Annotated in this window: 20 protein-coding genes and 1 pseudogene; 7 read left to right on the forward strand and 14 right to left on the reverse strand. The window is 68.7% G+C overall.

All coding sequences use genetic code 11. The features are described from left to right. From yidC to argB, 3 genes are all read left to right on the forward strand, one after another. A partial coding sequence (gene yidC / locus ACIDOCELLA78_RS92375) for a membrane protein insertase YidC (protein WP_201729248.1) occupies positions 1-1,490 on the forward strand: 1,490 nt, incomplete at its 5' end. 10 nt (positions 1,491-1,500) lie between these two features. Continuing rightward, on the forward strand, positions 1,501-2,166 hold the full coding sequence (gene yihA, locus ACIDOCELLA78_RS92380; protein WP_201729249.1) for a ribosome biogenesis GTP-binding protein YihA/YsxC: 666 nt from the start codon (positions 1,501-1,503) through the stop codon (positions 2,164-2,166). Between the two features lie 55 nt (positions 2,167-2,221). Continuing rightward, the gene (gene argB / locus ACIDOCELLA78_RS92385; RefSeq protein WP_201729250.1) at positions 2,222-3,121 is read left to right on the forward strand and encodes an acetylglutamate kinase; all 900 of its coding nucleotides are present in this window, start codon (positions 2,222-2,224) and stop codon (positions 3,119-3,121) included. A 72-nt stretch (positions 3,122-3,193) separates the two neighbouring features. On the opposite strand, the gene ACIDOCELLA78_RS92390 is transcribed toward argB, so the two are convergent. Both ACIDOCELLA78_RS92390 and ACIDOCELLA78_RS92395 read right to left on the reverse strand, forming a co-directional pair. Beyond that, positions 3,194-4,867, reverse strand: a complete 1,674-nt coding sequence (locus ACIDOCELLA78_RS92390; RefSeq protein ID WP_249676299.1) for a methyl-accepting chemotaxis protein — start codon at positions 4,865-4,867, stop codon at positions 3,194-3,196. A gap of 151 nt (positions 4,868-5,018) precedes the next feature. Then, a complete protein-coding gene (locus tag ACIDOCELLA78_RS92395) occupies positions 5,019-6,311 on the reverse strand; it encodes a hemolysin family protein (protein ID WP_201729251.1) in 1,293 nt (430 codons plus the stop codon). A 194-nt stretch (positions 6,312-6,505) separates the two neighbouring features. Here ACIDOCELLA78_RS92395 and ACIDOCELLA78_RS92400 point away from each other — a divergent pair, with 194 nt between their 5' ends. After that, entirely contained in the window at positions 6,506-9,217 is a 2,712-nt protein-coding gene (locus tag ACIDOCELLA78_RS92400; RefSeq protein ID WP_201729252.1) for a glycosyltransferase, read from the forward strand. Between the two features lie 77 nt (positions 9,218-9,294). On the opposite strand, the gene leuB is transcribed toward ACIDOCELLA78_RS92400, so the two are convergent. From leuB to ACIDOCELLA78_RS92455, 11 genes are all read right to left on the reverse strand, one after another. Further along, on the reverse strand, positions 9,295-10,407 hold the full coding sequence (gene leuB, locus ACIDOCELLA78_RS92405; RefSeq protein ID WP_201729253.1) for a 3-isopropylmalate dehydrogenase: 1,113 nt from the start codon (positions 10,405-10,407) through the stop codon (positions 9,295-9,297). 57 nt (positions 10,408-10,464) lie between these two features. Then, positions 10,465-11,085 (reverse strand): 3-isopropylmalate dehydratase small subunit, encoded by a 621-nt coding sequence (gene leuD / locus ACIDOCELLA78_RS92410; RefSeq protein ID WP_201729287.1) that lies wholly within the window; start codon positions 11,083-11,085, stop codon positions 10,465-10,467. Further along, positions 11,085-12,485 (reverse strand): 3-isopropylmalate dehydratase large subunit, encoded by a 1,401-nt coding sequence (gene leuC, locus ACIDOCELLA78_RS92415; RefSeq protein ID WP_201729254.1) that lies wholly within the window; start codon positions 12,483-12,485, stop codon positions 11,085-11,087. The genes leuD and leuC overlap by 1 nt, the downstream gene beginning before the upstream one ends. A 284-nt stretch (positions 12,486-12,769) precedes the next feature. Next, entirely contained in the window at positions 12,770-13,144 is a 375-nt protein-coding gene (gene rplS / locus ACIDOCELLA78_RS92420; protein ID WP_012039844.1) for a 50S ribosomal protein L19, read from the reverse strand. 27 nt (positions 13,145-13,171) lie between these two features. Next, the gene (gene trmD, locus ACIDOCELLA78_RS92425; protein ID WP_201729255.1) at positions 13,172-13,876 is read right to left on the reverse strand and encodes a tRNA (guanosine(37)-N1)-methyltransferase TrmD; all 705 of its coding nucleotides are present in this window, start codon (positions 13,874-13,876) and stop codon (positions 13,172-13,174) included. Further along, positions 13,873-14,382: a ribosome maturation factor RimM gene (rimM, locus tag ACIDOCELLA78_RS92430; RefSeq protein WP_201729256.1), complete on the reverse strand. Its 510-nt coding sequence runs from the start codon at positions 14,380-14,382 to the stop codon at positions 13,873-13,875. The genes trmD and rimM overlap by 4 nt, the downstream gene beginning before the upstream one ends. A gap of 15 nt (positions 14,383-14,397) precedes the next feature. Further along, positions 14,398-14,742 (reverse strand): 30S ribosomal protein S16, encoded by a 345-nt coding sequence (rpsP, locus tag ACIDOCELLA78_RS92435; protein ID WP_201729257.1) that lies wholly within the window; start codon positions 14,740-14,742, stop codon positions 14,398-14,400. A gap of 154 nt (positions 14,743-14,896) precedes the next feature. Then, positions 14,897-16,270, reverse strand: coding sequence for a signal recognition particle protein (ffh, locus tag ACIDOCELLA78_RS92440; RefSeq protein WP_201729258.1), 1,374 nt, complete (start codon positions 16,268-16,270; stop codon positions 14,897-14,899). A gap of 167 nt (positions 16,271-16,437) precedes the next feature. After that, the gene (locus ACIDOCELLA78_RS92445; protein WP_201729259.1) at positions 16,438-17,856 is read right to left on the reverse strand and encodes an NAD(P)(+) transhydrogenase (Re/Si-specific) subunit beta; all 1,419 of its coding nucleotides are present in this window, start codon (positions 17,854-17,856) and stop codon (positions 16,438-16,440) included. Between the two features lie 13 nt (positions 17,857-17,869). Further along, positions 17,870-18,265 (reverse strand): NAD(P) transhydrogenase subunit alpha, encoded by a 396-nt coding sequence (locus ACIDOCELLA78_RS92450; RefSeq protein ID WP_174503876.1) that lies wholly within the window; start codon positions 18,263-18,265, stop codon positions 17,870-17,872. 10 nt (positions 18,266-18,275) lie between these two features. Next, entirely contained in the window at positions 18,276-19,415 is a 1,140-nt protein-coding gene (locus tag ACIDOCELLA78_RS92455; protein WP_201729260.1) for a Re/Si-specific NAD(P)(+) transhydrogenase subunit alpha, read from the reverse strand. A gap of 233 nt (positions 19,416-19,648) precedes the next feature. Here ACIDOCELLA78_RS92455 and ACIDOCELLA78_RS92460 point away from each other — a divergent pair. Beyond that, positions 19,649-20,310: pseudogene (locus tag ACIDOCELLA78_RS92460) on the forward strand (ATP-dependent Clp protease proteolytic subunit). Positions 20,311-20,404: 94 nt separating this feature from the next. Here ACIDOCELLA78_RS92460 and ACIDOCELLA78_RS92465 read toward each other — a convergent pair. Continuing rightward, positions 20,405-21,361: a LysR family transcriptional regulator gene (locus ACIDOCELLA78_RS92465; protein ID WP_201729261.1), complete on the reverse strand. Its 957-nt coding sequence runs from the start codon at positions 21,359-21,361 to the stop codon at positions 20,405-20,407. 159 nt (positions 21,362-21,520) lie between these two features. Between ACIDOCELLA78_RS92465 and ACIDOCELLA78_RS92470 the strand changes: the two genes are divergently transcribed. Next, on the forward strand, positions 21,521-22,069 hold the full coding sequence (locus ACIDOCELLA78_RS92470; RefSeq protein WP_201729262.1) for an SRPBCC family protein: 549 nt from the start codon (positions 21,521-21,523) through the stop codon (positions 22,067-22,069). 73 nt (positions 22,070-22,142) lie between these two features. Continuing rightward, positions 22,143-23,042: a GntR family transcriptional regulator gene (locus ACIDOCELLA78_RS92475; RefSeq protein ID WP_201729263.1), complete on the forward strand. Its 900-nt coding sequence runs from the start codon at positions 22,143-22,145 to the stop codon at positions 23,040-23,042. Positions 23,043-23,075 lie beyond the last annotated feature (33 nt).

A 23,075-nucleotide genomic window follows, 5' to 3' on the forward strand; every position in this document is an offset into this window, starting at 1 on the left:
GCTATCACGAAACGGTGCAGAAAACCTCGCCGCTGGTGCGCCTGCTCTCCCGCGCCGGCAGCGCGAAATCCTACTACGTGCAGTTCGGGTGGGATGCCGCCCCCGGCAGCAGCCTCAAGGTGCCCGGCCCGCAGACGGTCTGGACCAGCTCCGGCGGCGATCTCTCGCCCGGCCATCCGGTCACCCTCTCCTGGAGCAACGGCGCCGGTGTCACCTTCGAACTTCTCCTCGCGGTCGACCGGCAATACATGTTCACCGTCCAGCAGCGCGTGATCAATCACGGCACGGCGCAAATCGAGGTCTATCCCTGGTCGCGCATCCGCCGCGACTTCCTGCCGCAGGAGCCCGGCTCCTTCACCCTGCACAAGGGGCCGATCGGCGTGTTCCACGGCACGCTGCACGAGATGGGCTATGAGGGGGTGAAATCCGGCGGCAAGCACCCGAATGCCGGCGAGGCGCCCGGCACCGCCTACCAGACCACCAATCTCGGCGGCTGGGCCGGCATCACCGGCAAATACTGGCTGACCGCGCTGATCCCGAGCCAGGGCCGCGAGTCGATCGGCGCCTATCGCTACCTCGCGACCCCGGGCAAGACCGATCACGGCGCCTATCAGGTCGATTACATGACCGCGAAACCGGTGGACGCCGCCCCCGGCGCCACCGCCTCGGCCACCACACATGTCTTCGCCGGCGCCAAGGTGCTCAGCATCCTCAGCCACTACGAAACGCAATATCGCATCCCGCTGTTCGAGCGGGCGATCGATTTCGGCTGGTTCTTCTTCCTCACCAAGCCGATCTTCATCGCCCTCGACTATCTCGCCGCCGCGTTCGGCAACATGGGTGTGGCGATCATCGTCTTCACCATCGGGCTGAAGCTGGTCCTGTTCCCGCTGGTCCGCACCTCCTACCGCTCGATGGCGCGGATGCGCGCGATCACCCCCAAGGTCCAGGCGCTGCGCGAGCGCTACAAGGACGACCAGATGCAGCAGCAGAAGGAGATCATGGCGCTCTACAAGGCCGAGGGCGTCAACCCCGCCGCCGGCTGCCTGCCGATGCTGCCGCAGGTGCCGATCTTCTTCTCGCTCTACAAGGTCATCTTCATCTCCATCGGCATGCGCCACGCGCCCTTCGCGCTGTGGATTCACGATCTCTCGGCCGAGGACCCGACCAACCTCTTCAACCTCTTCGGCCTCATCCCGTTCCACCCGAGCACGCTCTCGCCCTTCCTGCATCTCGGCATCCTGCCGATCATCATGGGCATCACCATGTGGGGCCAGCAGCGGCTGAACCCGCCGCCGCCGGACCCGACCCAGGCGAAGATGATGCAGTTCATGCCGGTGATCTTCACCTTCATGCTCGGCCGCTTCGCCGCCGGCCTCGTGCTGTATTACTGCGTGAACAACACGCTCACGATCATCCAGCAATGGACGATCATGCGCAGCACCAACGCCGCCCCGCGCGCCGCCGCCAACGCCAACGCCAAGGGCTGAGCGCGCGTTCATGGACGAAACCGAAGCACCCGCGGCGCAAGACCCGACCGACGCGATCGACCCGATCGAGGACGGGCGGAAACTCTTCGCCCGCGGGGCGCGGTTCTTCCACGCCGCGCAAACCGCCGAGGGCCTGCCCGAGCCGGAAGGCATCGAAATCGCCCTCGCCGGCCGCTCGAATGTCGGCAAGTCGACGCTGATCAACGCGATCACCGGCCAGGTCGCCCTCGCCCGCGTCGCCCAGGCGCCCGGCCGCACGCGCCAGCTCAACTTCTTCCGCATCGGCGACGGACCGCTGACCATCGTCGACATGCCCGGCTATGGCTACGCCGCCGCCCCCAAGGCGGTGAAGCGGGACTGGCAGGGCCTGATGTTCCGCTACCTGCGCGGCCGGCCCAACCTGCGCCGCGTGCTGCTGCTGATGGACGCGCGGATCGAGGACAAGCCGGCCGACCACGCGGTGATGGAACTGCTCGACCAGGCGGCCGTCTCCTTCCAGGTCGTGCTGACCAAGGCCGACAAGATGAAGCCCGAGGCGCTCGCCGCCAAGCGCGCCGCGATCGAGACGATCGCCCGGCGCCATCCGGCGGCGCTGAACGAGGTGTTCCTCACCTCCGGCGAAACCGGCGCCGGCATCGCCGAACTGCGCGCGGCGATCAACAGCCTGCTGGCTTGACCGCCCGCGCCCGCCTTCATAGACAGCCGGAACAGCAAGGGAAGATCCTGCCGTCATGACGATTTCCGACCGCCACGCCGACGCCGCCGAACAGGCCCGCATCGTCGCCCTCGCCCTGCCCTATCTGCGCCGCTATGCCGGCGCGACGATCGTGGTGAAATATGGCGGCCATGCCATGGGCGAGGACTCGCTCGCCGAGGAATTCGGCCGCGACATCGCCCTGCTCAAGCAGGTCGGCATCAACCCCGTGGTGGTGCATGGCGGCGGGCCGCAGATCAACGCCATGCTCAAGCGGCTGGCGATCCAGTCCACCTTCGTCGATGGCCTGCGCGTGACCGACGCGGCGATGGTCGAGGTCGTCGAAATGGTTCTCGCCGGCACGGTGAACAAGATGGTCGCCGGGCTGATCAACCGGGCCGGCGCCCTCGCCGTCGGCATCTGCGGCAAGGATGGCGGGCTGATCCGTGCCCGCAAGCTGACGCGGACGACGCGCGACCCGGATGGCGCGATCGAGCGCGCGCTCGATCTCGGCTTCGTCGGCGAACCCGCGCATGTCGATGTGCGGGTGATCCACGCGCTCACCGGCGCGGGGCTCATCCCCGTCGTCGCCCCGGTCGGCGTCGGCGACGATGGCGAAACCTACAACATCAACGCCGACACGGTGGCCGGCGCCATCGCCGGCGCGCTCGGCGCCAACCGGCTGCTGATGCTGACCGATGTCCCCGGCGTGCTCGACCGCGGCGGCGCGCTGATCCCCGACCTGTCGATCCCCGAAATCGAGGCGCTGCGCGCCGATGGCACGATCTCCGGCGGCATGATCCCGAAGGTCGAAACCTGCATCGACGCCGTCCGCCACGGCGTCAAGGGCGCCACCATCCTCGATGGCCGCGTTCCCCATGCCTGCCTGCTCGAACTCTTCACCGAAGGCGGCATCGGCACGCTCATCCACGCCTGAGCCGCCCGGCCGCGTCAGGCCGGAACCGCGGAACGCGGTCCGGTCCCGCCGGGCCGCGCGCCGCTCTGCCGCTCAGGCCATCCGGGCCGGCAGAAGCTGAACGTTCGCGTCCGCGGCGATGCGGAACTGGCCCAGCAATTCCGCGAGCGATGCCGCCTCGGACGACATGCTATGGCTCGCCGCCGTGGTTTCCTCCACCATCGCCGCGTTCTGCTGCGTCACCTGATCCATCTGGCTGACCGCGAGATTGACCTCGGCCAGCCCGGTCGACTGTTCCTGCGACGACGCGGCGATCTCCGCGACCAGCCCATCGAGCGCGGAAACCTGCCGCGCAATGCGCTGCAAGGCCGAGCCGGTCTCGCCCACGAGCTGCACGCCGGCCGACACTTCCCGATCGGAGGTAGCGATCAGCCCCTGGATTTCCCGCGCCGCCGCGGCCGAGCGCTGGGCCAGGGCGCGCACCTCGGTGGCGACCACCGCGAAGCCGCGGCCCGCATCACCCGCCCGCGCCGCCTCGACCCCGGCATTCAGGGCCAGCAGATTGGTCTGGAACGCGATCTCGTCGATCAGCCCGCTGATCTGCCCGATCTCGCGTGACGACGCCTCGATCGCGCTCATCGCCTGCACCGCCTTGCGCACGATATCGTCAGAGTGGTCGGTTTCCGACCGTGCGCCGCCCACCAGCTTCTTCGCCTCGCCGGTGCCCTCGGCGGTGCGCCGCACCGTGGCGGTGATCTGCTCCAGCGCCGCCGCCGTCTCCTCCAGCGTCGCCGCCTGCTGCTCGGTCCGCCGCGCCAGATCGTCCGAGGCGGCGGTGATTTCATGCGCCCCCGACCGCACGGCATCGGCGTTGCGCGCGATCATCACCATCACGTCGTGCAGCTGACTGGTCGCGCCGTTGAAATCGTGGCGCAGTTTCTCGTACTCGGCGGCAAGCGGCCGGTTGAGCTGGAACAGCAGGTCGCCGCCCGCCAGGCGTTCGAGCCCGTTCCCGAGCGCCTCGATCGCCTGCGCCTGCTGGCGGGCGCGCTCGATCCGCTCGGCATCGAGCGCGCGGCGCGTATCATCGGCCGCCTGCCGCTGCGCCACGGCCTCGCCGGCAGTCGTCACCTGCCCGGCAAGCACCGTCTTCAGCACCTCGATATCGGCCCGCATGCGCGCGAAGCTCCCGGCCCGGCGCAGCACCCGATCCTGCGGCACGGCGAGCTTCTTCACGCCGACATAGATGATCGCGATCGTCTCGTGATTGGCGATCACCGGCTCGTAGATGGAGAAATATTTTTCACCCAGAATCTCCGCCTCGCCGCGATAGGTGATGCCCTTGCCGAGCACCGCGTCATGAATCGGCCCCGGCGCCAGCCGCGTGCCCACCGCCCGGCCGCCCTCCGGCTTCTGCACATTGGTCGCCACCCGCAGGTCGCGCATGAAGATCGTCACCGTGCCGCCGAACCGCGCCTTGATGTCATCGACGATGCTCTCATCGCCATTGATCCGGTATCCGCCGAACCACAGGCTGTCATCCTCGATCCGCGGCTCGCCAAGCTCGGCCAGCCGGCTGCGCAGCGCGTCGATATTGCGGTCGAGCCCGTTCTGCGCCGTCATGTCCCGCTGCGACTCGGCGGCATGCTGCGCCACCGCGTGCAGGTCGGCAGCCAGGCGCCCGATCCTGACGGCGAACAGCCGCCCCATGATCGCCACCGCCGCCGCGGCCACCACGGCGCATGCCGCCAGCGTCCCGATGATCACGACGCCAGCGCCCGCACGCCGCGTGCGCCCAGAAACGTGACGGGATCGGACTTCATCGGCCAGGCTCCTCTCGCCAGACAGGTCCTTTGCATAAAGACCCAAGCCATCGAGATATCAGGAGCGCGTTAACAAAAGTCTAAATTATTCAAACTCAGGGCGCCGCCGTCGGGTCGCGGCTGATCCGCACATGCTCCACCCGCCGCCCGTTCATCTCCAGCACCTCGAACCGCCACCCGCCATAGGCGATGGCGTCGCCCTGCCGCGGCACCCGCTTGAGCAGCGCCAGCAGAAACCCCCCGAGCGTATGATACGATCCATGCGCCGGCAGGCTTTCCAGCCCGAAACGGTGCGCCACCTCGTCGATCGGCTCCAGCCCGTCCAGCTCGTAGCGGTCCGGCGCCGGCTCGCCGACCTCGCCATACGCCGCCTCCTCGACATCGCCGACGATCGCCTCCAGCAGGTCGCCCACCGTCACCATCCCCTCGAAACTGCCATATTCGTCGAGCACGAACGCCACCCCGAGCGGGTCCGATTTCAGCCGCTCCAGCGCATCCAGCGCCGAGACCGCGTCCGGCACCGCCAGCGGCTGGCGCAGCGCGGTGGCGATCGAGATGTCCTTGCCATCCAGCATCCGGTCGAGAATGTCCTTGGCCTGGACGATGCCGACCACGTTGTCGATGCTGCGGTCGCACACCACGAAACGCGAATGCGGCGCCGCCTTCAGCGCCGAGATCACCTGCCCGCGCGGCGCCGTGCGGTCGAGCCAGGCGATGTCCTGCCGCGGCGTCATGATCGCGCGCACCGGCTTGTCGGCCAGCCGCATCACCCGCTCCATCATGTCCCGCTCCTCGTATTCCAGCATGCCCGACTCGGTCCCCTCGGCGAGGATCGCCTTCAGCTCCTCCTCGCTGATCGCCCGCCGGTGCGGATCGACCGGCCCGAATAGCCGCAACACCAGGTCCGAGGTCGCCCCCAGCAGCCAGACCAGCGGGGCGGCGGCGCGGGCGAACATGTCGATCGGCCAGGCGACGAGGCAGGCGATCCGCTCGGCATTGCGCAGCGCCAGCTGCTTGGGCACCAGCTCGCCAAACACCAGCGTCAGCAGCGTCACGCCCACCACCGTGATCGCCAGCGCCAGCGTATTGGCCAGCGGCGCCAGCGGGCGGATCAGCGCGATCGCCGGCGCCAGCGACTGGGCGAGCTGCGCGCCGCCCACCACGCCGGTCAGCACGCTGATCGCGGTGATCCCGACCTGAACGGTGGGCAGGAAGCGCTCCGGCGTCTCCGCCAGCGCGCGGGCCCGCGCGGCCCCGCCGACACCTTTCCGCGCGAACAGCGCCAGCGCCGCCTTGCGCGACGAGACCAGCGCCATCTCCGCCAGCGCGAATCCCGCGTTCAGCAGAATGAGCAAGGTCAAGATCATAACCAGAACAATAACGTGCATGCGATCCTTCAGTTCCGGTGAAAGGAAAACCGGTGCCACCCCCGCAACGATCTCCCCCAACCCAGCATAGCCGACACGCGCGCCGCGAACCACACGCCTTTCTTTGGCCATAATCCAGCCGACGCGTTGCCGCACTGCGCCATCAGAACCGGACCACCGCGGACTTCTTCCGCGGCTCAACCGGACGATCGCTCATGACGCATCTCGCGCGGATCAGCCCCCTGTCGCCTCGCACCAGCCCGCGCCGGACCGCCGGCGGCTGGCGCCATGCCGGCGCCTGGCTCGCCGCCATCGCCACCGGCGCCGCCGCGTTCGGCATATGGGCCGTACTCAACCGCCCCGCCACCAACATTCCCGCCTATCGCGGCGAGATCGGCGGCTTCGCCTTCTCGCCCTTCCGCGCCGGGCAGAGCCCGCAAAGCGGCGTCTATCCCTCGGTCGCCCAGATCCGCGCCGATCTCGCCCTCGTCGCGAAACACACGCACGACATCCGCACCTACACGGTCGAGGGCGATCTCGGCCAAATTCCCGCCCTCGCCGCCCCCTATCATCTCAACGTCACCCTCGGCGCCTGGCTCGACCAGCACACGAAAGCCAACGCGGCCGAGCTGAAAAAGGTCGTCAAGGTCGCCAACGCCAATGCCGACGTGAAATCCGTCATGGTCGGCAACGAGGTGATCCTGCGCCGCAACCTCACCGTCCCCGAACTCGCCGCCGACATCAATTACGTCAAGCAGCGCGTGCATGTGCCGGTCTCCACCGCCGAGCCCTGGCATGTCTGGCTGCACCACCCCGAACTTGCGAAATCGGTCGATTTCATCACCGTGCATCTCCTCCCCTACTGGGAGGGCGTTCCGGAAAAGGACGCGGTGAACTACGCGCTGATGCGGCTGCACGAGGTCGAGAAGCGCTTCCCCGGCAAGAAGGTCGTCATCGGCGAGATCGGCTGGCCGTCGGACGGCATCGATATCGGCGCCGCCCGCGCCTCGCGCGTCCTGCAGGCGCGCTTCCTGCGCGACTTCTTCAACATCGCGCAGAAACAGCATCTCGACTATTTCGTGATGGAGGCGTTCGACCAGCCATGGAAAACCAGCTTCGAGGGCCGCGCCGCCGGCTATTGGGGCATGTGGTCGCTCAACCGCCAGGCCAAATGGTCGCTCACCGGCCCGGTGCAGCAGAACCGCGCCTGGCTCGCCTGGGCGCTCGGCTCCACCCTGCTCGGCGCCCTCGTCACCCTGCTGATGCTCCGCACCCGGCCCGATCTGCGCTGGCCCGGCAAGCTCCTCTTCGCCGCCCTGGTGCAGGGCTTCGGCGCCGCCCTCGCGTCGCTGCTGATGACGATGGGCGAAACCTACCTCTCCTGGTCCGCCGCCGCCGTCTGGGCGACGCTCGCCGCCGGCCAGGCGCTGCTGCTCCTCCTGCTCGTCGCCGACAGTTTCGACCTGGTCGAAACCCTGTTCGGCCGGGTGCGGATGCGCCATTTCGAGCCGGTGCCCGCCCCTCAGGGCGCGAAGCTGCCCAAGGTCTCGCTGCACGTCGCCATCTGCAACGAACCGCCCGAGATGGTGAAACAGACGCTCAACGCCCTCGCCGCCCTCGATTACGGGAATTTCGAGGTGCTGGTGATCGACAACAACACGCACGATCCGGCGATGTGGGAGCCCGTCGCCGCCCATTGCGCCCGGCTCGGCGAGCATTTCCGCTTCTTCACCCTCGGCCAGTACCCCGGCTACAAGGCCGGCGCGCTGAACTTCGCCCTGCGCGAAACCGCGCCGGACGCCGAGATCGTCGGCATCATCGACTCCGACTACATCGTCGATCCCGACTGGCTGCGCTGCATGGTTCCCGCCTTCGCCGATCCGAAAATCGGCTTCACCCAGTCGCCGCAGGACTACCGCGACAATGACGGCTCGCTCTTCAAGCGGATGATGTTCTGGGAATATGCCGGCTTCTTCCATATCGGCATGGTCAACCGCAACGAGCGCAACGCCGTCATCCAGCACGGCACGATGACGCTGATCCGCAAGGCGGCGCTCGCCGCCGAGGGCGGCTGGGCCGAATGGTGCATCACCGAAGACAGCGAGCTTGGCCTGCGCCTGTTCCGCGAGGGGTTCGAGGCGGTCTATTCCAGCCGCAGCTTCGGCCGCGGCGTGATGCCGGACGATTTCAACGCCTTCCGCAAGCAGCGCTACCGCTGGGCCTATGGCGCGATGCGGATTTCCCGCCGCCACTGGAAGGCGTTCCTCTCGCCCTTCGACCGCACGCTGACGATCGGCCAGCGCTGGCACTTCGTCACCGGCTGGCTGCCCTGGATCGGCGATGCGCTGGGTCTCGCCTTCGTGCTGCTCGGCCTCGCCTGGTCGGCCGGGCTGATCCTCGACCCGGTGCGCTTCGAATTCCCGATCATCCTGTTCATGCTGCCATCGATCGGCCTGTTCGCCTTCAAGATCGTGCAGATCTTCGCCCTCTACGCCGCCCGCGTGCCCTGCGGCCCGGCCGACCGGCTGGGGGCGGCCATCGCCGGCCTCGCGCTCTCGCACAGCATCGGCAAGGCGGTCTGGAAGGGCCTGTTCACCAACCGCCTGCCCTTCATCCGCACCCCGAAAATGGAGAACGCGCCCGCGCTGGTGCAGGGCCTGTTCATGGTGCGCGAGGAACTCGCCCTTCTCGTCCTCACCTGGGGCGCGCTGCTCGGCGTCGGCTTCAGCCATCACTGGGCAACGCCGGAATGCCGCCTCTGGTGCGTGGTGCTGCTGACCCAGTCCCTGCCCTATCTCGCCTCGGTCTCGGTCTCGGTCATCGCCGCCCTTCCCGGCACGGCGCGGCAGGCCCTGCCGGTCCGGCAGGCGTCCATTCTCCCCCGCTCCCGCATGCCGATCAGCGCCCGCACCGCCGCCGGCGACTGACGGCCAGGGTTTCGCATCGCGCACAAAAAAGGGGCGGCAGGCGCGAAACCTGCCGCCCCGGCCATTTTCCGGCCGGATCAGCCGCCGATGCGGTCCAGCTCGCGCAGCACCGCATCGCCCATCGTGCGGGTGCCGATCCGCGCCGTGCCCTTCTGCTCGATATCGGCGGTGCGCATGCCGCTGGCCAGCACGTTCGAGACGGCGGCCTCGATCGCCGCCGCATCCTCCTGCATGTCGAAGGAATAGCGCAGCAGCATCGCCAGGCTGAGAATCTGCGCTAGCGGATTGGCGATGCCCTTGCCGGCGATGTCCGGCGCCGAACCGTGGATCGGCTCGTAGAGCGCATGCCGCCGCCCCGCCGCATCCGGCGCCCCGAGTGTGGCCGAAGGCAGCATGCCGAGCGAGCCGGTCAGCATCGAGGCGAGGTCGGAGAGCAGGTCGCCGAACAGGTTGCCGGTCACGATCACGTCGAACTGGCGCGGATTCTTCGCCAGCTGCATCGCGCAATTATCGGCATACATGTGCGAGAGCTGCACGTCCGGATACTCCGCCGCGCCGAGCGCCGCCACCGTCTGCCGCCAGAGCAGGCCGGATTCCATCACGTTCGCCTTCTCCACGCTGGTCAGCCGTCCCTGCCGCTTGCGCGCCAGCTCGAAGGCGACGCGCGCCACCCGCTCGATCTCCGGCGTGGTATAGACCTCGGTGTTGATCCCGCGCTTCGTGCCGTCCGCCAGCGTCTCGACCCCGCGCGGCTCGCCGAAATAGATCCCGCCCGTCGATTCCCGCACGATCATGATATCGAGCCCGCGCACGATCTCCGGCTTGAGCGGACTCGCGTCGATCAGCGCGTCGAACACCGGCGCCGGACGCAGATTGGCGAACAGGCCGAGCCGCTTGCGCAGTTCGAGAATGGCGAGTTCCGGCCGGTTGTCGAAGGGCTGCGAATCCCATTGCGGCCCGCCCACCGCGCCGAACAGCACGGCATCGGCCTCCAGCGCCCGCCCGATCACCGGCTCCGTGATCGGCTTGCCGGTCGCCTCGATCGAGGCGCCGCCGACCAGATCCTCGGCGAGTTCGAACCGCGCCCGGCCGCTGCGCGCCAGCCAGTCGATCACCCGGCGGGCTTCCGCCATCACCTCGGGGCCGATGCCGTCCCCCGGCAGGAGCAGCAGTTTCCGGTTCGCAATCATGATCGTCTCTCCCTTGGGGTCGCTTGCAGAATGTCGTCTCGCCGGATGGCGGGCGGGTCAGACCGCCTCGATCCGCGGCCGCCAGGCGGCGCCATCCAGCTTCGCCTCATAGGCGTCGATCGAGGGCGCCTTCTCCAGCGTCAGGCCGATATCGTCGAGCCCCTCCAGCAGGCAGCGCTTGCGGAACGGATCGATCTCGAACCCATAGGCCTCGCCATCCGGCCGCGAGACGGTCTGCGCCGCGAGATCGACGATGATCCGCGCGTTCGCCCCCGATTCCGCATCCTCCATCAGCGCCTCGCACTGCGCGCTGGGCAGCACGATCGGCAGGATGCCGTTCTTGAAGCAATTGTTGAAGAAGATGTCGGCGAAGCTCGGCGCGATCACGCATTTGATGCCGAAATCCAGCAGCGCCCAGGGCGCGTGCTCGCGCGACGAGCCGCAGCCGAAATTCTCCCCGGCGACCAGGATTTGCGCGTGCCGGTAGGGCTCGCGGTTCAGCACGAAATCGGGGGTCTCGCTGCCATCCTCGTTGTAGCGCAGCCCGGCGAAGGCGTGCTTGCCCAGCCCCGAGCGCTTGATCGTCTTGAGGAAGCGCGCCGGGATGATCTTGTCGGTATCGACATTCGCCATCCTGAGCGGGGCGGCGACCGCCTCCAGCCGTTCGAACCTGTCCATCATGCCATCTCCCGTGGATCGGCGAGCGCGCCGGTAATCGCCGAGGCCGCCGCCATGGCCGGCGACACCAGGTGGGTGCGTCCGCCCGGCCCCTGCCGGCCCTCGAAATTCCGGTTCGAGGTGCTCGCGCAACGCTCGCCCGGCTTCAGCTTGTCGGGGTTCATGCCAAGGCACATCGAACACCCCGCCTCGCGCCATTCGAACCCGGCATCGAGAAACACCTGCGCCAGCCCCTCGGCTTCGGCCTGCGCCTTCACCAGGCCGGAGCCCGGCACCACCATGGCCCGCACGTGGCCGGCAACCTGCCTGCCCCGCACGATCCCGGCGGCCACCCGCAGATCCTCGATCCGCGAATTGGTGCAGGAGCCGATGAACACCGCGTCGATCTTCGTGCCCTTCAGCGCCTGCCCCGGTGCGAGATCCATATATTGCAACATGCGCTCCATCTGCGCCCGCCGGCCGGCATCCGGCTCGGCCGCGGGGTCGGGCACATGGCCGGTGATCGGCACCACCGTCTCCGGGCTGGTGCCCCAGGTCACCTGCGGCACGAGGGCGGACGCGTCGATCGTCACCACCCGGTCGTACTGCGCGCCCTCGTCGGAGGCGAGCGTCTTCCAGTATTCGATCGCCCGCTCCAGCGCCTCGCCCTTCGGCGCATAGGGCCGGCCGCGCACATACGCGAACGTCGTCTCGTCCGGCGCGATCAGCCCGGCCCGCGCCCCAGCCTCGATCGACATGTTGCAGACGGTCATCCGCCCCGCCATGTCGAGCGCGCGGATCGCCGCGCCGGCATATTCGATCACATGCCCGGTGCCGCCGGCGGTGCCGATCTCGCCGATGATCGCCAGCACGATGTCCTTCGCCGAGCAGCCCGGCGGCAGCGCGCCGTCCACCCGCACCAGCATGTTCTTCGCCGGCTTCTGCAACAGCGTCTGCGTCGCCAGCACGTGCTCGACCTCGGAGGTGCCGATGCCGAAGGCCAGCGCGCCCAGCGCGCCATGCGTCGAGGTGTGGGAATCGCCGCAGACGATCGTCATCCCCGGCAGCGAAATCCCCTGCTCCGGCCCGATCACGTGCACGATGCCCTGCCGGGCGTCGGTCACCGGGATATAGGGCACGCCGAACGCGGCGACGTTCTGTTCGAGGGTGGCGACCTGCAAGGCGCTTTCCGGCTCGGCGATGCCGGCGGCGCGGTCCTCGGTCGGCAGGTTATGGTCGGCGACCGCGATGGTCGCGTCCACCCGCCGCACCTTGCGCCCGGCCATCCGCAGCCCCTCGAAGGCCTGCGGGCTGGTCACCTCGTGGACGAGATGCCGGTCGATATAGAGAACCGCCGTGCCGTCCGGCATGCGATCGACGACATGCGCCGCCCAGATCTTGTCGAACAATGTCGAAGCCATGCGTGCGTCCTCCGGGTCTAGAGCACTTTCCGATCCGATTGGATCGGATGTAGTGCTCTATCATATTGATGCTCGAAGTGTCGGCACGGGCCGGATCCTCGCTCCGCACAAGGCATGAGCGCGCGGGCCCTGACACTTTCGGGGTTTCGGTCAGAGCGGCATCGGGCGGCAGACGCAAACGCGCCCGCGTGATGCCCCTCCGGCTGAAACCATGCCGCGCGGGCGGTGCGCCGCCCGGCGGGGATTGCAGGGGGCGCGCAGCCCCCTGGCCCTCCCCCGGCGCGTCAGTCGGCGTTGGTCTCGCGCGCGGCCTCGGCGATGCGGGCGGACTTGCCGCGGCGGCCGCGCAGGTAATACAGCTTCGCCCGGCGCACCACGCCCCGGCGGGTAACGGCGATCTCGGTCACGTTCGGCGAATACAGCGGAAACACGCGCTCCACGCCCTCGCCATACGAAATCTTGCGCACGGTGAAGTTCGAGTTGATGCCGCGGTTCGACCGCGCGATGCACACGCCCTCGAACGCCTGGATACGGGTGCGCTCGCCCTCGGTCACCCGGACCGAAACGCGGAGATTGTCGCCCGGCTTGAAGTCCGGCACGGCGCGGGCTTCCGCGAGCTTGCCGATCTGCTCGGCGTCGATGGTCTGGATCACGTTCATGTCTGGCATCCTTTCGGGGGAGTTCATTTACGGAAGAGCCGGCTGGCTGGCAATGTGCCGGGCCCATAGATCTGGTCTGCGCCGCCTGGTCACGGCCTCGGCCTCGGCGCGGCGCCAGGCGGCGATGGCGGCATGATGGCCGGAGAGCAGCGCCTCCGGCACCGCCCGCCCCTGCCACACGGCCGGACGGGTATAGTGCGGATATTCGAGCAGCGTGTCGTCCGAGAAGCTTTCCTCCTCCGCGCTCTCCGCCGCCCCCATCACGCCCGGCAGCAGGCGGATGGTGGCATCGAGCAGCGCGAGCGCCGCGATCTCGCCGCCCGAGAGCACGAAATCGCCAAGGCTGATCTCCTCGGCCGCGTTGGCGTCGAGGGCGCGCTGGTCGAACCCCTCGAAGCGGCCGCAGAGCAGCACGGCACCCGGTCCTTCGGCGAGCCGGCGGATGCGCGCCTGGGTCAGCGGCGCGCCGCGCGGGGTGAGTGCCAACAGCGGCCGCTCGTCCCGTGCCCGGCCGATCGCGGCATCCAGCACATCCGGCCGCAGCACCATGCCCGCGCCGCCGCCGAACGGCGTGTCGTCCACCGCGCGGTGCCGGCCGAGGCCGAAATCGCGCAGGTTCACGCAGTCCAGCGCCCAGATCCCCGCCTCCAGCGCGCGTCCGGCCAGCGACTGGCCGAGCGGCCCCGGAAACATCTCGGGGAACAGGGTGATGATCGTGGCGCGGAAGCTCATTCCCGCATCTCCACCTCGGCCGGCCGCACCACCACGGCGCGGCCGCCGTGCAGGTCGATCTCCGGCACCACCGCGCGGGTGAAGGGCAGCAGCGAGCCGTCGGAGAGTTCGATGCTCGCGCCGGCGCCGAAATCATGCACCGCGCGGATCGTGCCGAGCGCCGCGCCATCCGGCGCTACGGCATGCAGCCCGATGAGGTCGGCGAAATAGAACTCGTCCTCGTCCTCGGGCGGCGGCAGGTCGTCCCGGCGCACATAGAGCTTCAGGTTGGTCAGCTTCGCCGCGGCATCGCGATCGGCGATCGCGGCGGCCTCGTCACCCTCGCCGATGGTGACGCGCGCGATCCCCGCCCCGGTCCAGGCCAGCCCGATCCGCCGGCCGCGCTCGTCGCGCAACGGCAGCTCGGCCAGCCCCTCCGGGTCCGGCGAATAGGCGGTCACGTGCACGGCCCCGCGCACACCGTGGGGCCGGCCGATCACGCCCATCAGGATCAGGCGATCATCCATCGTTCAGCCGCGAGATCAGGCCTCGGCGGCCTTGGCGCGCTCGGCGGCCCGCTCCTGCGCCTTCTTCTTCGGCGCCGACTGCACGGGCTGCTCGCGGAACGCCGGCATCGGCCCGAGACCGGCCTTGCCGATGAAGCGGGCGACGCGGTCGGTCGCCTGCGCGCCCTGGCTCAGCCAGTGCGTCACCCGCTCGGACACGAGGCGGATGCGATCCTCGTGATCGGCCGGCAGCATCGGGTTGTAGGTGCCGATCCGCTCGATGAACTTGCCGTCGCGCGGGCTGCGCGAGTCGGCGACGACGATATGGTAGAACGGCCGCTTCTTCGCGCCCGCGCGGGCCAGTCTGATCTTCAACGACATTCCATTGTCTCCTGGTCAGTAGTCACGATGGCGGCCAGCCCGGCCGCCGTGGTGTCAGTCCGGGCCGAAGCCCGTTATTTCACTCCGGGCCGAAGCCCATTATTTCAGTCCGGGCCGAAGCCCGCAGTCTCAAAACGAGCAAAAACCCCCCGCCTCAGAACGGGCGGCGCCCGCCTCCCTGCGGCAGCAGCGCGGCGAGCCCGCCGCGCGCGAGGCCCTTCTGGCCCAGCTTCTGCGCCCGCTTCATCATGTCCTTCATCTGCTCGAACTGCTTGAGCAGCCGGTTGACCTCCTGCACCGAGGTGCCCGAGCCCGCCGCCACCCGCTTCTTCCGGCTCGCCTTCATGATGTCCGGATTGGCGCGCTCGGCCTTGGTCATCGAGGAGATGATCGCCGCCTGCCGCTTCAGGATCGAGGTGTCGAGATCCGCCTCGGCGAGCTGCTGCTTGATCTTGCCCACGCCCGGCAGCATGCCCATGATGCCCGAGAGCGAACCCATCTTGGTGATCTGCTTGAGCTGCTCGGCATAATCCTCAAGGTCGAACTTGCCGCGCGCCATCTTCCTGGCGAGCTGTTCGGCCTTCTGCTGATCGACGTTTTCCGCCGCCTTCTCGACCAGGCTGACAATGTCGCCCATGCCGAGAATGCGCCCGGCGATGCGCTCGGGGTGGAACGGCTCCAGCGCATCGAGCTTCTCGCCCATGCCCATCAGCTTGATCGGCGCGCCCGTCACCGCCCGCATCGACAGCGCGGCGCCGCCGCGCGCGTCGCCATCCAGCCGTGTCATGACGATGCCGGTGATGCTCACCGCCTCGTTGAACGCCGTCGCCGTGGCGAGCGCGTCCTGGCCGGTCATCGCGTCGACCACCAGCAGCGTCTCCGCCGGCGCCGCCACGTCGCGGATCGCCCTGACCTCGTCCATCAGCGCCTGGTCGATCGCGAGCCGCCCGGCGGTGTCGAGGATGACGACGTCGAAGACCTCGCGCCGCCCCGTCTCCATCGCCCGCCGCGCGATCTGCACCGGCGTCTCCCCCGGCACGATCGGCAGGCTCGCCACCCCGGCGCGCTCGGCCAGCTGCGCGAGCTGCAGCTGCGCTGCCGGGCGCTGGGTATCGAGGCTCGCCACCAGCACCTTCTTGCGCTGCTTCTCCTTGAGCAGCAGCGCGATCTTGCCCGAGGTCGTGGTCTTGCCCGAGCCCTGCAACCCCACCATCAGGAACGGAATGGGTGCCGCCGCGTTGAGGTTGAGCGGCACCGCCCCCTCGCCGCCAAGCGCGTCCACCAGCGCGTCGTTGACGATCTTGACGACCTGCTGCCCCGGCGAAACCGCCCGCAGCACCTCGGCGCCCACCGCCTGCAACCGCACCTTGGCGATGAAGTCCCGCACCACCGGCAAGGCGACGTCGGCTTCGAGCAGGGCGAGGCGGATATCCCGCATCGCCTCGATCACATCGCTTTCGGACAGCGCGCCGCGCCGGCGCAACCGGTCGAAAACATCCCCGAGCTTGCCCGACAGGGCGTCAAACATCGCAACCCGCTCCATCAACGAAAAACGCGCCGCGGTGCGAAACTCGCAGCGCGACGGCCTTACCTCCCTCGCCTATGGCCGAATTTCCCGCCGCTGGCAAGGACGCCCCCAAACGAAAGCGGCGGAGCCAGTGGCCCCGCCGCCCGATCGTCCCGCGCGCGCCCGGCTTACTTGCCGAGCGACTGCACGATCTCCTCGGTCATCTTCTTCGCGTCGCCGAACAGCATCATCGTGTTGTCGCGGAAGAACAGCTCGTTGTCGACGCCGGCATAGCCCGAGGCCATCGAGCGCTTGACGAACAGCACCGTCTTCGCCTTGTCGACCTCGAGGATCGGCATGCCATAGATCGGGCTCGCCGCATTGGTCTTGGCCGCCGGGTTGGTCACGTCATTGGCGCCGATCACATAGACCACGTCGGCGGTCGAGAACTCGTTGTTGATCTCTTCCAGCTCGAACACCTCGTCATAGGGCACCTGCGCCTCGGCGAGCAGCACGTTCATGTGCCCCGGCATGCGGCCGGCGACCGGATGGATCGCGTATTTCACCTCGACGCCCGCGCCCTTCAGCAGGTCGGACATCTCGCGCACCGCGTGCTGCGCCTGCGCCACCGCCATGCCGTAGCCCGGCACGATGATCACCTTCGAGGCGTTGCTCATGATGAAGCTCGCATCCTCGGCCGAGCCGATCTTCACCGCCTTGTCGCCGGCGGCGCCCGCCGGACCCGCCGCGGCGGCGGCATCGGTGCCGAAGCCGCCGAGCAGCACGTTGATGATCGAGCGGTTCATCCCCTTGCACATGATGTAGGAGAGAATCGCACCCGACGAGCCGACCAGCGCGCCGGTCACGATCAGCGCGATATTGCTGATGGTGAAGCCGATGCCCGCGGCCGCCCAGCCGGAATACGAGTTCAGCATCGAGATCACCACCGGCATGTCCGCGCCGCCGATCGGGATGATCAGCAGCACGCCGAGCGCCAGCGCCAGCGCCGCGATGAGCCAGAACAGCATCTGCGAGCCGCCCGAGGCGACGAAGGCGATGATCAGCACCACGAGCAGGATGCCGAGGCCGAGATTGAGCTTGTGCTGGCCGGGGAAGTTGATCGGCGCGCCGCTCATCAGCGCCTGCAGCTTGGCGAAGGCGATGACCGCGCCGGTGAAGGTGACCGCGCCGATCGACAGGCCGAGCGACATCTCGATCAGGCTTTCGAGATGCAGGTGCCCCGGCGTGCCGATGCCGAAGCTCTGCGGCGCGTTCAGCGCCGAGGCGGCGACGAACACGGCGGCAAGACCCACCAGCGAGTGGAACGCGGCGACGAGCTGCGGCAGCGCGGTCATGTTGACCCGCCGCGCCACCACGGCGCCGATCGCACCGCCGATGACGACGCCGAGCACGATGAGCCCCACGCCCGAAAGCAGCATCGCCGGATGCGCCAGCGTCGCCAGCGCCGCGATCGCCATGCCGGCCATGCCGAGCAGGTTGCCGCGCCGCGCGGTTTCGGGATGCGAAAGCCCGCGCAGGGCCAGGATGAACAGGACGGCCGCCACCAGATAGGCGAGCGTGATCCCGGGATCAGTTGCGTAATTCATTGTCGCGCCGCCCTTACTTCGCTTTTTTCTTGAACATGGCCAGCATGCGCTGGGTCACGAGGAAGCCGCCCACGATGTTCACGCTGGCGAGCAGCACCGCGATGAAGCCGAAGGCATGCGCGGCATAGCCGCCCTTCAGCCCGGTCGCGAGCATGGCGCCGACGATGATCACCGACGAGATGGCGTTGGTCACCGCCAGCAGCGGCGAGTGCAGCGCCGGGGTGACGCTCCAGATCACGTAATAGCCGACGAACACCGCCATCACGAAAATGGCGAACAGGTCGATCAGCGGCGCGCCGTGCGGCGCGTGCGCCGCCGCCTGGGCGGCGAAGCCGGCGGCGTTCTGGGCGAGGATCGTGGCCTTGTGGGCCAGTGCTGCGGCCTGGTCCGCGAGTTGTGCAGGGGTCATGATGAGGCTCCTAGGCAGCGGCTTGCGGCTGGAAGTTCGGATGGACGATGGCGCCGTCCCGCGTGAGCAGAACGCCCTTCACGATGTCGTCATCGGCGGGCAGTTTCGGCCGCCCGGCCTCCTTGTCCCAGAACCCGGTCAGGAAGGTCGAGAGGTTGCGCGCATAGAGCGTGCTGGCGGCGACGCCGATCCGCGACGGCCAGTTCCGGTGCCCGAGCACGATCACGCCGGTCTCCGTCACGATCCGCTCGCCCGGCACCGTCGCCTCGCAATTGCCGCCGGCATCCGCCGCGATATCCACGATCACGCTGCCCATCCGCATCTTCGCCACCGCGTCGGCGGTGACGATGATCGGCGCCTTGCGGCCCATCACCAGCGCGGTGCAGATCACGATGTCGTTCTTCGCCACCGTCTCGGCGATCAGCGCCGCCTGCTTGGCGCGGAACTCCGCACTCATTTCCTTGGCATAGGCGCCGGTCTGCGCCTTGCTCTCCTCGTCCTCGACGCCGATGAACGTGGCGCCGAGCGACTTGATCTCCTCCTTCGCCGCCGGCCGCACATCGGTCGCCGAAACGATGGCGCCGAGCCGGCGGGCGGTGGCGATCGCCTGCAACCCGGCAACCCCGGCGCCGACCACGAACACCCGCGCCGGCGGCACGGTGCCGGCCGCCGTCATCATCATCGCGAAGCCGCGCGGAAACGCCTCCGCCGCCTCGATCACGGCGCGATACCCGGCGAGATTCGCCTGGCTCGACAGCACGTCCATCGACTGCGCGCGGGTGATTCGCGGCAGCAGCTCCATCGAGCAGGCGTCGATCCCGGCCTTCGCATAGGCCTGCACCCGCTCCTGATTGCCCATCGCGCCGAGCGTGCCGACCAGCAGCGCGCCGCGCTCGATCTGGCCGAGAATCTCGTCGCCGGGCGGCTGCACCGTGAACACGATCCCGGCGCCCTTGAGCGCCGAGGCCGCATCCGGCGCGATCTCGGCGCCGGCCTCGCGCAGCGCCGCGTCGGACACCGAAGCCCGCTCGCCGGCCCCCGCCTCGATCACCACGTCAAGCCCGAGTGCCTTCAGCTTCTTGATCGAATCCGGCACGGCGGCGACGCGGGTCTCGCCCGGCAGGCGCTCCTTCAAAACCGCAAGACGCATATTGTCCATCCCCTCGTTCAACACCGGGCGCCATCCTGGCCCCCCATGTTCGGAAATATTGTGTCGCACCGTATCCTTACAAAGCGGCAATTATGCCACAATCGTGATGCCGGTCTGCCAAGCTCGCACCATGTGCGGGCCGCGCTGTCAAGACGCCAGCCTTGCGCCGCCCCTCGTCTCGACAGCGAGGGCCGCATACACCACAATAAGGCAACCGGATTTGAGGAGCAGGCATGACACCCGACAGCAGCAACCGCATCGCCATCACCGCGGATGACGAGGACGCGCCGGAAACGGAAACCCCCGAGACCGAAACGCCGGACACTGGCCGCGCGGCCAAGGGTGGCGAGCTTGAGAACCGGCTGTTCAAACAGCGCAAGGTGCTGATCTTCGGCGAAATCCACGACCGCATCGCCCGCGCCGTCACCGGCCAGCTCCTCGCCCTCGCCGGCGCGAGCGACGCGCCGATCGACGTTTTCGTGAACTCGCCCGGCGGCCATGTCGAGAGCGGCGACACCATCCACGACGTCATCCGCTTCGTCGACGCCACCGCCCCGGTCCGCATCATCGGCACCGGCTGGGTGGCCAGCGCCGGCGCGCTGATCTACCTCGCCGGCCACAAGGACCGCCGCTTCTGCCTGCCCAACACCCGCTTCCTGCTGCACCAGCCGATGGCGGCGTGCGCGGCCCGGCCACCGATATCGACATCGAGGCCCGCGAGATCATCAAGATGCGCGAGCGGATCAACCGCATCATCGCCCGCGAAACCGGGCAGGACTACGCCCGCGTCGAGAAGGACACCGACCGCAATTACTGGATGGGTGCCGACGAGGCGATCACCTACGGCATGGTCAGCCGCATCGTGCAAACGATGAAGGATCTCGACGCCGCCTGAAATCCGAGGCCGGCCGCGGCGTCAGTCGCGGCCGGCCTCCGGCGTCAGCTATGGCCGCCCTCCGGCGGCAGCTATGGCCGCCCTCCGGCGGCAGCTATGGCCGCCCTCCGGTGGCAGCTATGGCCGCCCTCCGGCGGCAGCTATGGCCGCCCTCCGGCGGCGGGGCCTCGCGCAGCAGCGCCAGCAGCGCCGCCGCCGCGCGGGTCCGCGTGCGGTCCTGGTGCTGCACCGCGAAATAGGTCCGCCGCGGCAGCTTCACCGGCACCTCCACCACCTTGCCCGCCGCCAGCGCGTCGGCGCAGACCAGCTCGGACAGGATCGTCGCCCCCGCGCCGCCGCTCACCGCGGTCAGCACCGAATTGTTCGCCGGCAGCTCGATCGCGACATCCACCGCCGCCTGGTCGATCCCGAGCCCGGCCAGCGCCTCGAAAAGCACCGCGCGCGTCCCCGAACCGTCCTCGCGCAGCACCCAGCTGCCGGCGGCGAGCTCGGCCGGCCGCAGCCCGCGCCGCCCCGCCCAGGGATGATCGGGCGCGACCACCATCACCAGCCGGTCCTGCGCGATCGGCTCGGCCGCCAGAAGCGGCTGGATCAGCGTCTCGCCCGGCCCCTCGACGAAACCCAGCTCCGCATCCCCCTCCAGAATCGCCCGCGCCACCTCGGCCGAATTGCCGATCGACACTGCAAGCCCGATCCCCGGATAGGCGGCATGGAACGCCACCAGCCGCAGCGGCAGGAAATGATTGGCGATGGTCTGGCTGGCCTTGATCGCGAGCCGCCCGCGCGCCAGCCCGGCAATCTCGCGCATCGTCAGCGCCGCCTGCTCCGCCCGGTTCAGGATCGCCCGCGCCTCGGCGAAGAACACATGCCCCGCCTCGGTCAGCGCGATGCCGCGCCCCACCCGGTGAAACAGCCTGGTGCCGAATTCCCGCTCCAGCGCCGCAACCGCCCCCGACGCGGCGGACTGCGTCAGCCCCAGCGCCTCCGCCGCCCGCGTCACGTGCTCGCGCTCGGCCACCGCAATGAAGATCCGCAACTGTTCGAGGGTCATGGTCCCGGTCTGGCTCCGCCCCGTCCCGCCGACGGGTCTTGCGGGCGAAAATGTCGCGACCGCGAAAAATTTGTACACTGTTGTCGCTATGGCATTGCATCACGCCTGCGTGTAGATCGTTACGTCCGGCATAACCGGACCGTCAACAGGAGGAATGTCTTGAAAATCCAGATCGCCCGCCGTGCCGCCCTGGCCGGCCTGCCCCTCGCCCTTGCCGCCTTCCTCGCCACCCCCGCCCAGGCCAAGGCGCCCGTCCTTCACGTCACCCGCAGCGTCGTCATCAAGGCGCCGGCGGCGAAGGTCTGGTCGGTCGTCCACAATTTCGGCGATCTCACCTGGGTTCCCGCGGTCAAGAGCAGCAAGGCGAGCAAGGGCAACCACCCCGGCTCGGTCCGCCATCTCGATCTCGGCGGCCCGGTCCTCACCGAGCAGCTCCTGCACTACAACCCGAAACACACCAACTACACCTACGAAATCCAGCACACCGCCAACAACATGAAAATCCTGCCGGTGCGCGACTATGTCTCGACCATCTCGGTCCACCGCCTCGGCGCCGACGAGACGAAGCTGGTCTGGAGCGGTCATTTCCGCCGGCTCGACCTCTCCGCCCACCCGAAAAAGGGCGAGGACAACGCCACCGCGATCAAGGCGATCTCCGGAATCTACGAGTCCGGGCTTGCCAACGCGGCGAAGCTCGCCACAAAATAAATTACGATCACATGACGGATGGGCCGGCGGCATCCCCGCCGGCCACACCGACAAGGGGACAAGCCGGAGCGGAATGGCCAAACCGAATACGCTGCTGAAACGAACGAGCAACGCCCTGCTCGATCATATCGCCACACTCGATACGGGCGACACGTCGCTCGGCTCCGACAGCGCCCTCGCCCGCCATTTCGGGGTGAGCCGCACCACCGTCCGCGCCGCCGTCGAGGCGATGATCGCCCAGGGCATCCTCGCCCGCGGGGCCGAGGGGCTGGAAGTGCTGCGCCGCCCCGACCGCACCGACTACTACGCCGAATCCGAAACCGACGGCCCGCAGGACCAGATCGAGCGCGTCTTCATGCAGCGCGTCCTGCTCGGGGACTGGCGGCCCGGCCACATGTTCTCCGAGGCCGAACTCGCGCGCGACAGCAACGCCAGCACCGTCTCGGTGCGCGAATTCCTGATCGGCTTCTCCCGCTTCGGCCTGATCGCCAAGCAGCCGCGCGGCGGCTGGGTGCTGCGCGAATTCCACGACGGCTTCGCCGCCGAGGTGGCGGACATGCGCGAGCTGATCGAGCTTGCCGCCCTCGCCCGCATGCCCCGCGGCGGCGACCCCGCCATCGCCGAGGCCGCCGAGGCGCTGATCCTCCGCCACCGCGAGATCGAGGCCGCCATCGCCCGCCGCCACACCGAATTCGCCGCTCTCGACCGCGATTTCCACCTCTGGATCATCGGCTTTCTCAACAACCGCTTCGCCCACGATTTCTACGATATCGTGTCCTTCCTGTTCCACTATCACTACCAGTGGGACCGGCATCACGAGATCGAGCGCACCGCGGTCGCCATCGCCGAGCACATGGCCGTGCTCGACGCCCTGCGCGCCGGCAGCATGCCGCGCGCCCGCCAGGGGCTCGAAACCCATCTCGCCACCTCGCGCGCCTCGCTCAAGGCCGGCCTGCGGCGGGACGCCGCATAGTCACACCCCCGGCGCGACGCCGCATAGTCACAC

The organism is Acidocella sp. C78 (assembly GCF_907164655.1).

Excerpts from the sequence above, each read along its gene's own strand:
- yihA (WP_201729249.1), top strand. The coding sequence starts at position 1,501 with ATGGACGAAACCGAAGCACCCGCGGCGCAAGACCCGACCGACGCGATC.
- argB (WP_201729250.1), top strand. The coding sequence starts at position 2,222 with ATGACGATTTCCGACCGCCACGCCGACGCCGCCGAACAGGCCCGCATC.
- ACIDOCELLA78_RS92395 (WP_201729251.1), bottom strand. The coding sequence starts at position 6,311 with ATGCACGTTATTGTTCTGGTTATGATCTTGACCTTGCTCATTCTGCTG.
- ACIDOCELLA78_RS92400 (WP_201729252.1), top strand. The coding sequence starts at position 6,506 with ATGACGCATCTCGCGCGGATCAGCCCCCTGTCGCCTCGCACCAGCCCG.
- leuB (WP_201729253.1), bottom strand. The coding sequence starts at position 10,407 with ATGATTGCGAACCGGAAACTGCTGCTCCTGCCGGGGGACGGCATCGGC.
- leuD (WP_201729287.1), bottom strand. The coding sequence starts at position 11,085 with ATGGACAGGTTCGAACGGCTGGAGGCGGTCGCCGCCCCGCTCAGGATG.
- leuC (WP_201729254.1), bottom strand. The coding sequence starts at position 12,485 with ATGGCTTCGACATTGTTCGACAAGATCTGGGCGGCGCATGTCGTCGAT.
- rplS (WP_012039844.1), bottom strand. The coding sequence starts at position 13,144 with ATGAACGTGATCCAGACCATCGACGCCGAGCAGATCGGCAAGCTCGCG.
- trmD (WP_201729255.1), bottom strand. The coding sequence starts at position 13,876 with ATGAGCTTCCGCGCCACGATCATCACCCTGTTCCCCGAGATGTTTCCG.
- rimM (WP_201729256.1), bottom strand. The coding sequence starts at position 14,382 with ATGGATGATCGCCTGATCCTGATGGGCGTGATCGGCCGGCCCCACGGT.
- rpsP (WP_201729257.1), bottom strand. The coding sequence starts at position 14,742 with ATGTCGTTGAAGATCAGACTGGCCCGCGCGGGCGCGAAGAAGCGGCCG.
- ffh (WP_201729258.1), bottom strand. The coding sequence starts at position 16,270 with ATGTTTGACGCCCTGTCGGGCAAGCTCGGGGATGTTTTCGACCGGTTG.
- ACIDOCELLA78_RS92445 (WP_201729259.1), bottom strand. The coding sequence starts at position 17,856 with ATGAATTACGCAACTGATCCCGGGATCACGCTCGCCTATCTGGTGGCG.
- ACIDOCELLA78_RS92450 (WP_174503876.1), bottom strand. The coding sequence starts at position 18,265 with ATGACCCCTGCACAACTCGCGGACCAGGCCGCAGCACTGGCCCACAAG.
- ACIDOCELLA78_RS92455 (WP_201729260.1), bottom strand. The coding sequence starts at position 19,415 with ATGCGTCTTGCGGTTTTGAAGGAGCGCCTGCCGGGCGAGACCCGCGTC.
- ACIDOCELLA78_RS92465 (WP_201729261.1), bottom strand. The coding sequence starts at position 21,361 with ATGACCCTCGAACAGTTGCGGATCTTCATTGCGGTGGCCGAGCGCGAG.
- ACIDOCELLA78_RS92475 (WP_201729263.1), top strand. The coding sequence starts at position 22,143 with ATGGCCAAACCGAATACGCTGCTGAAACGAACGAGCAACGCCCTGCTC.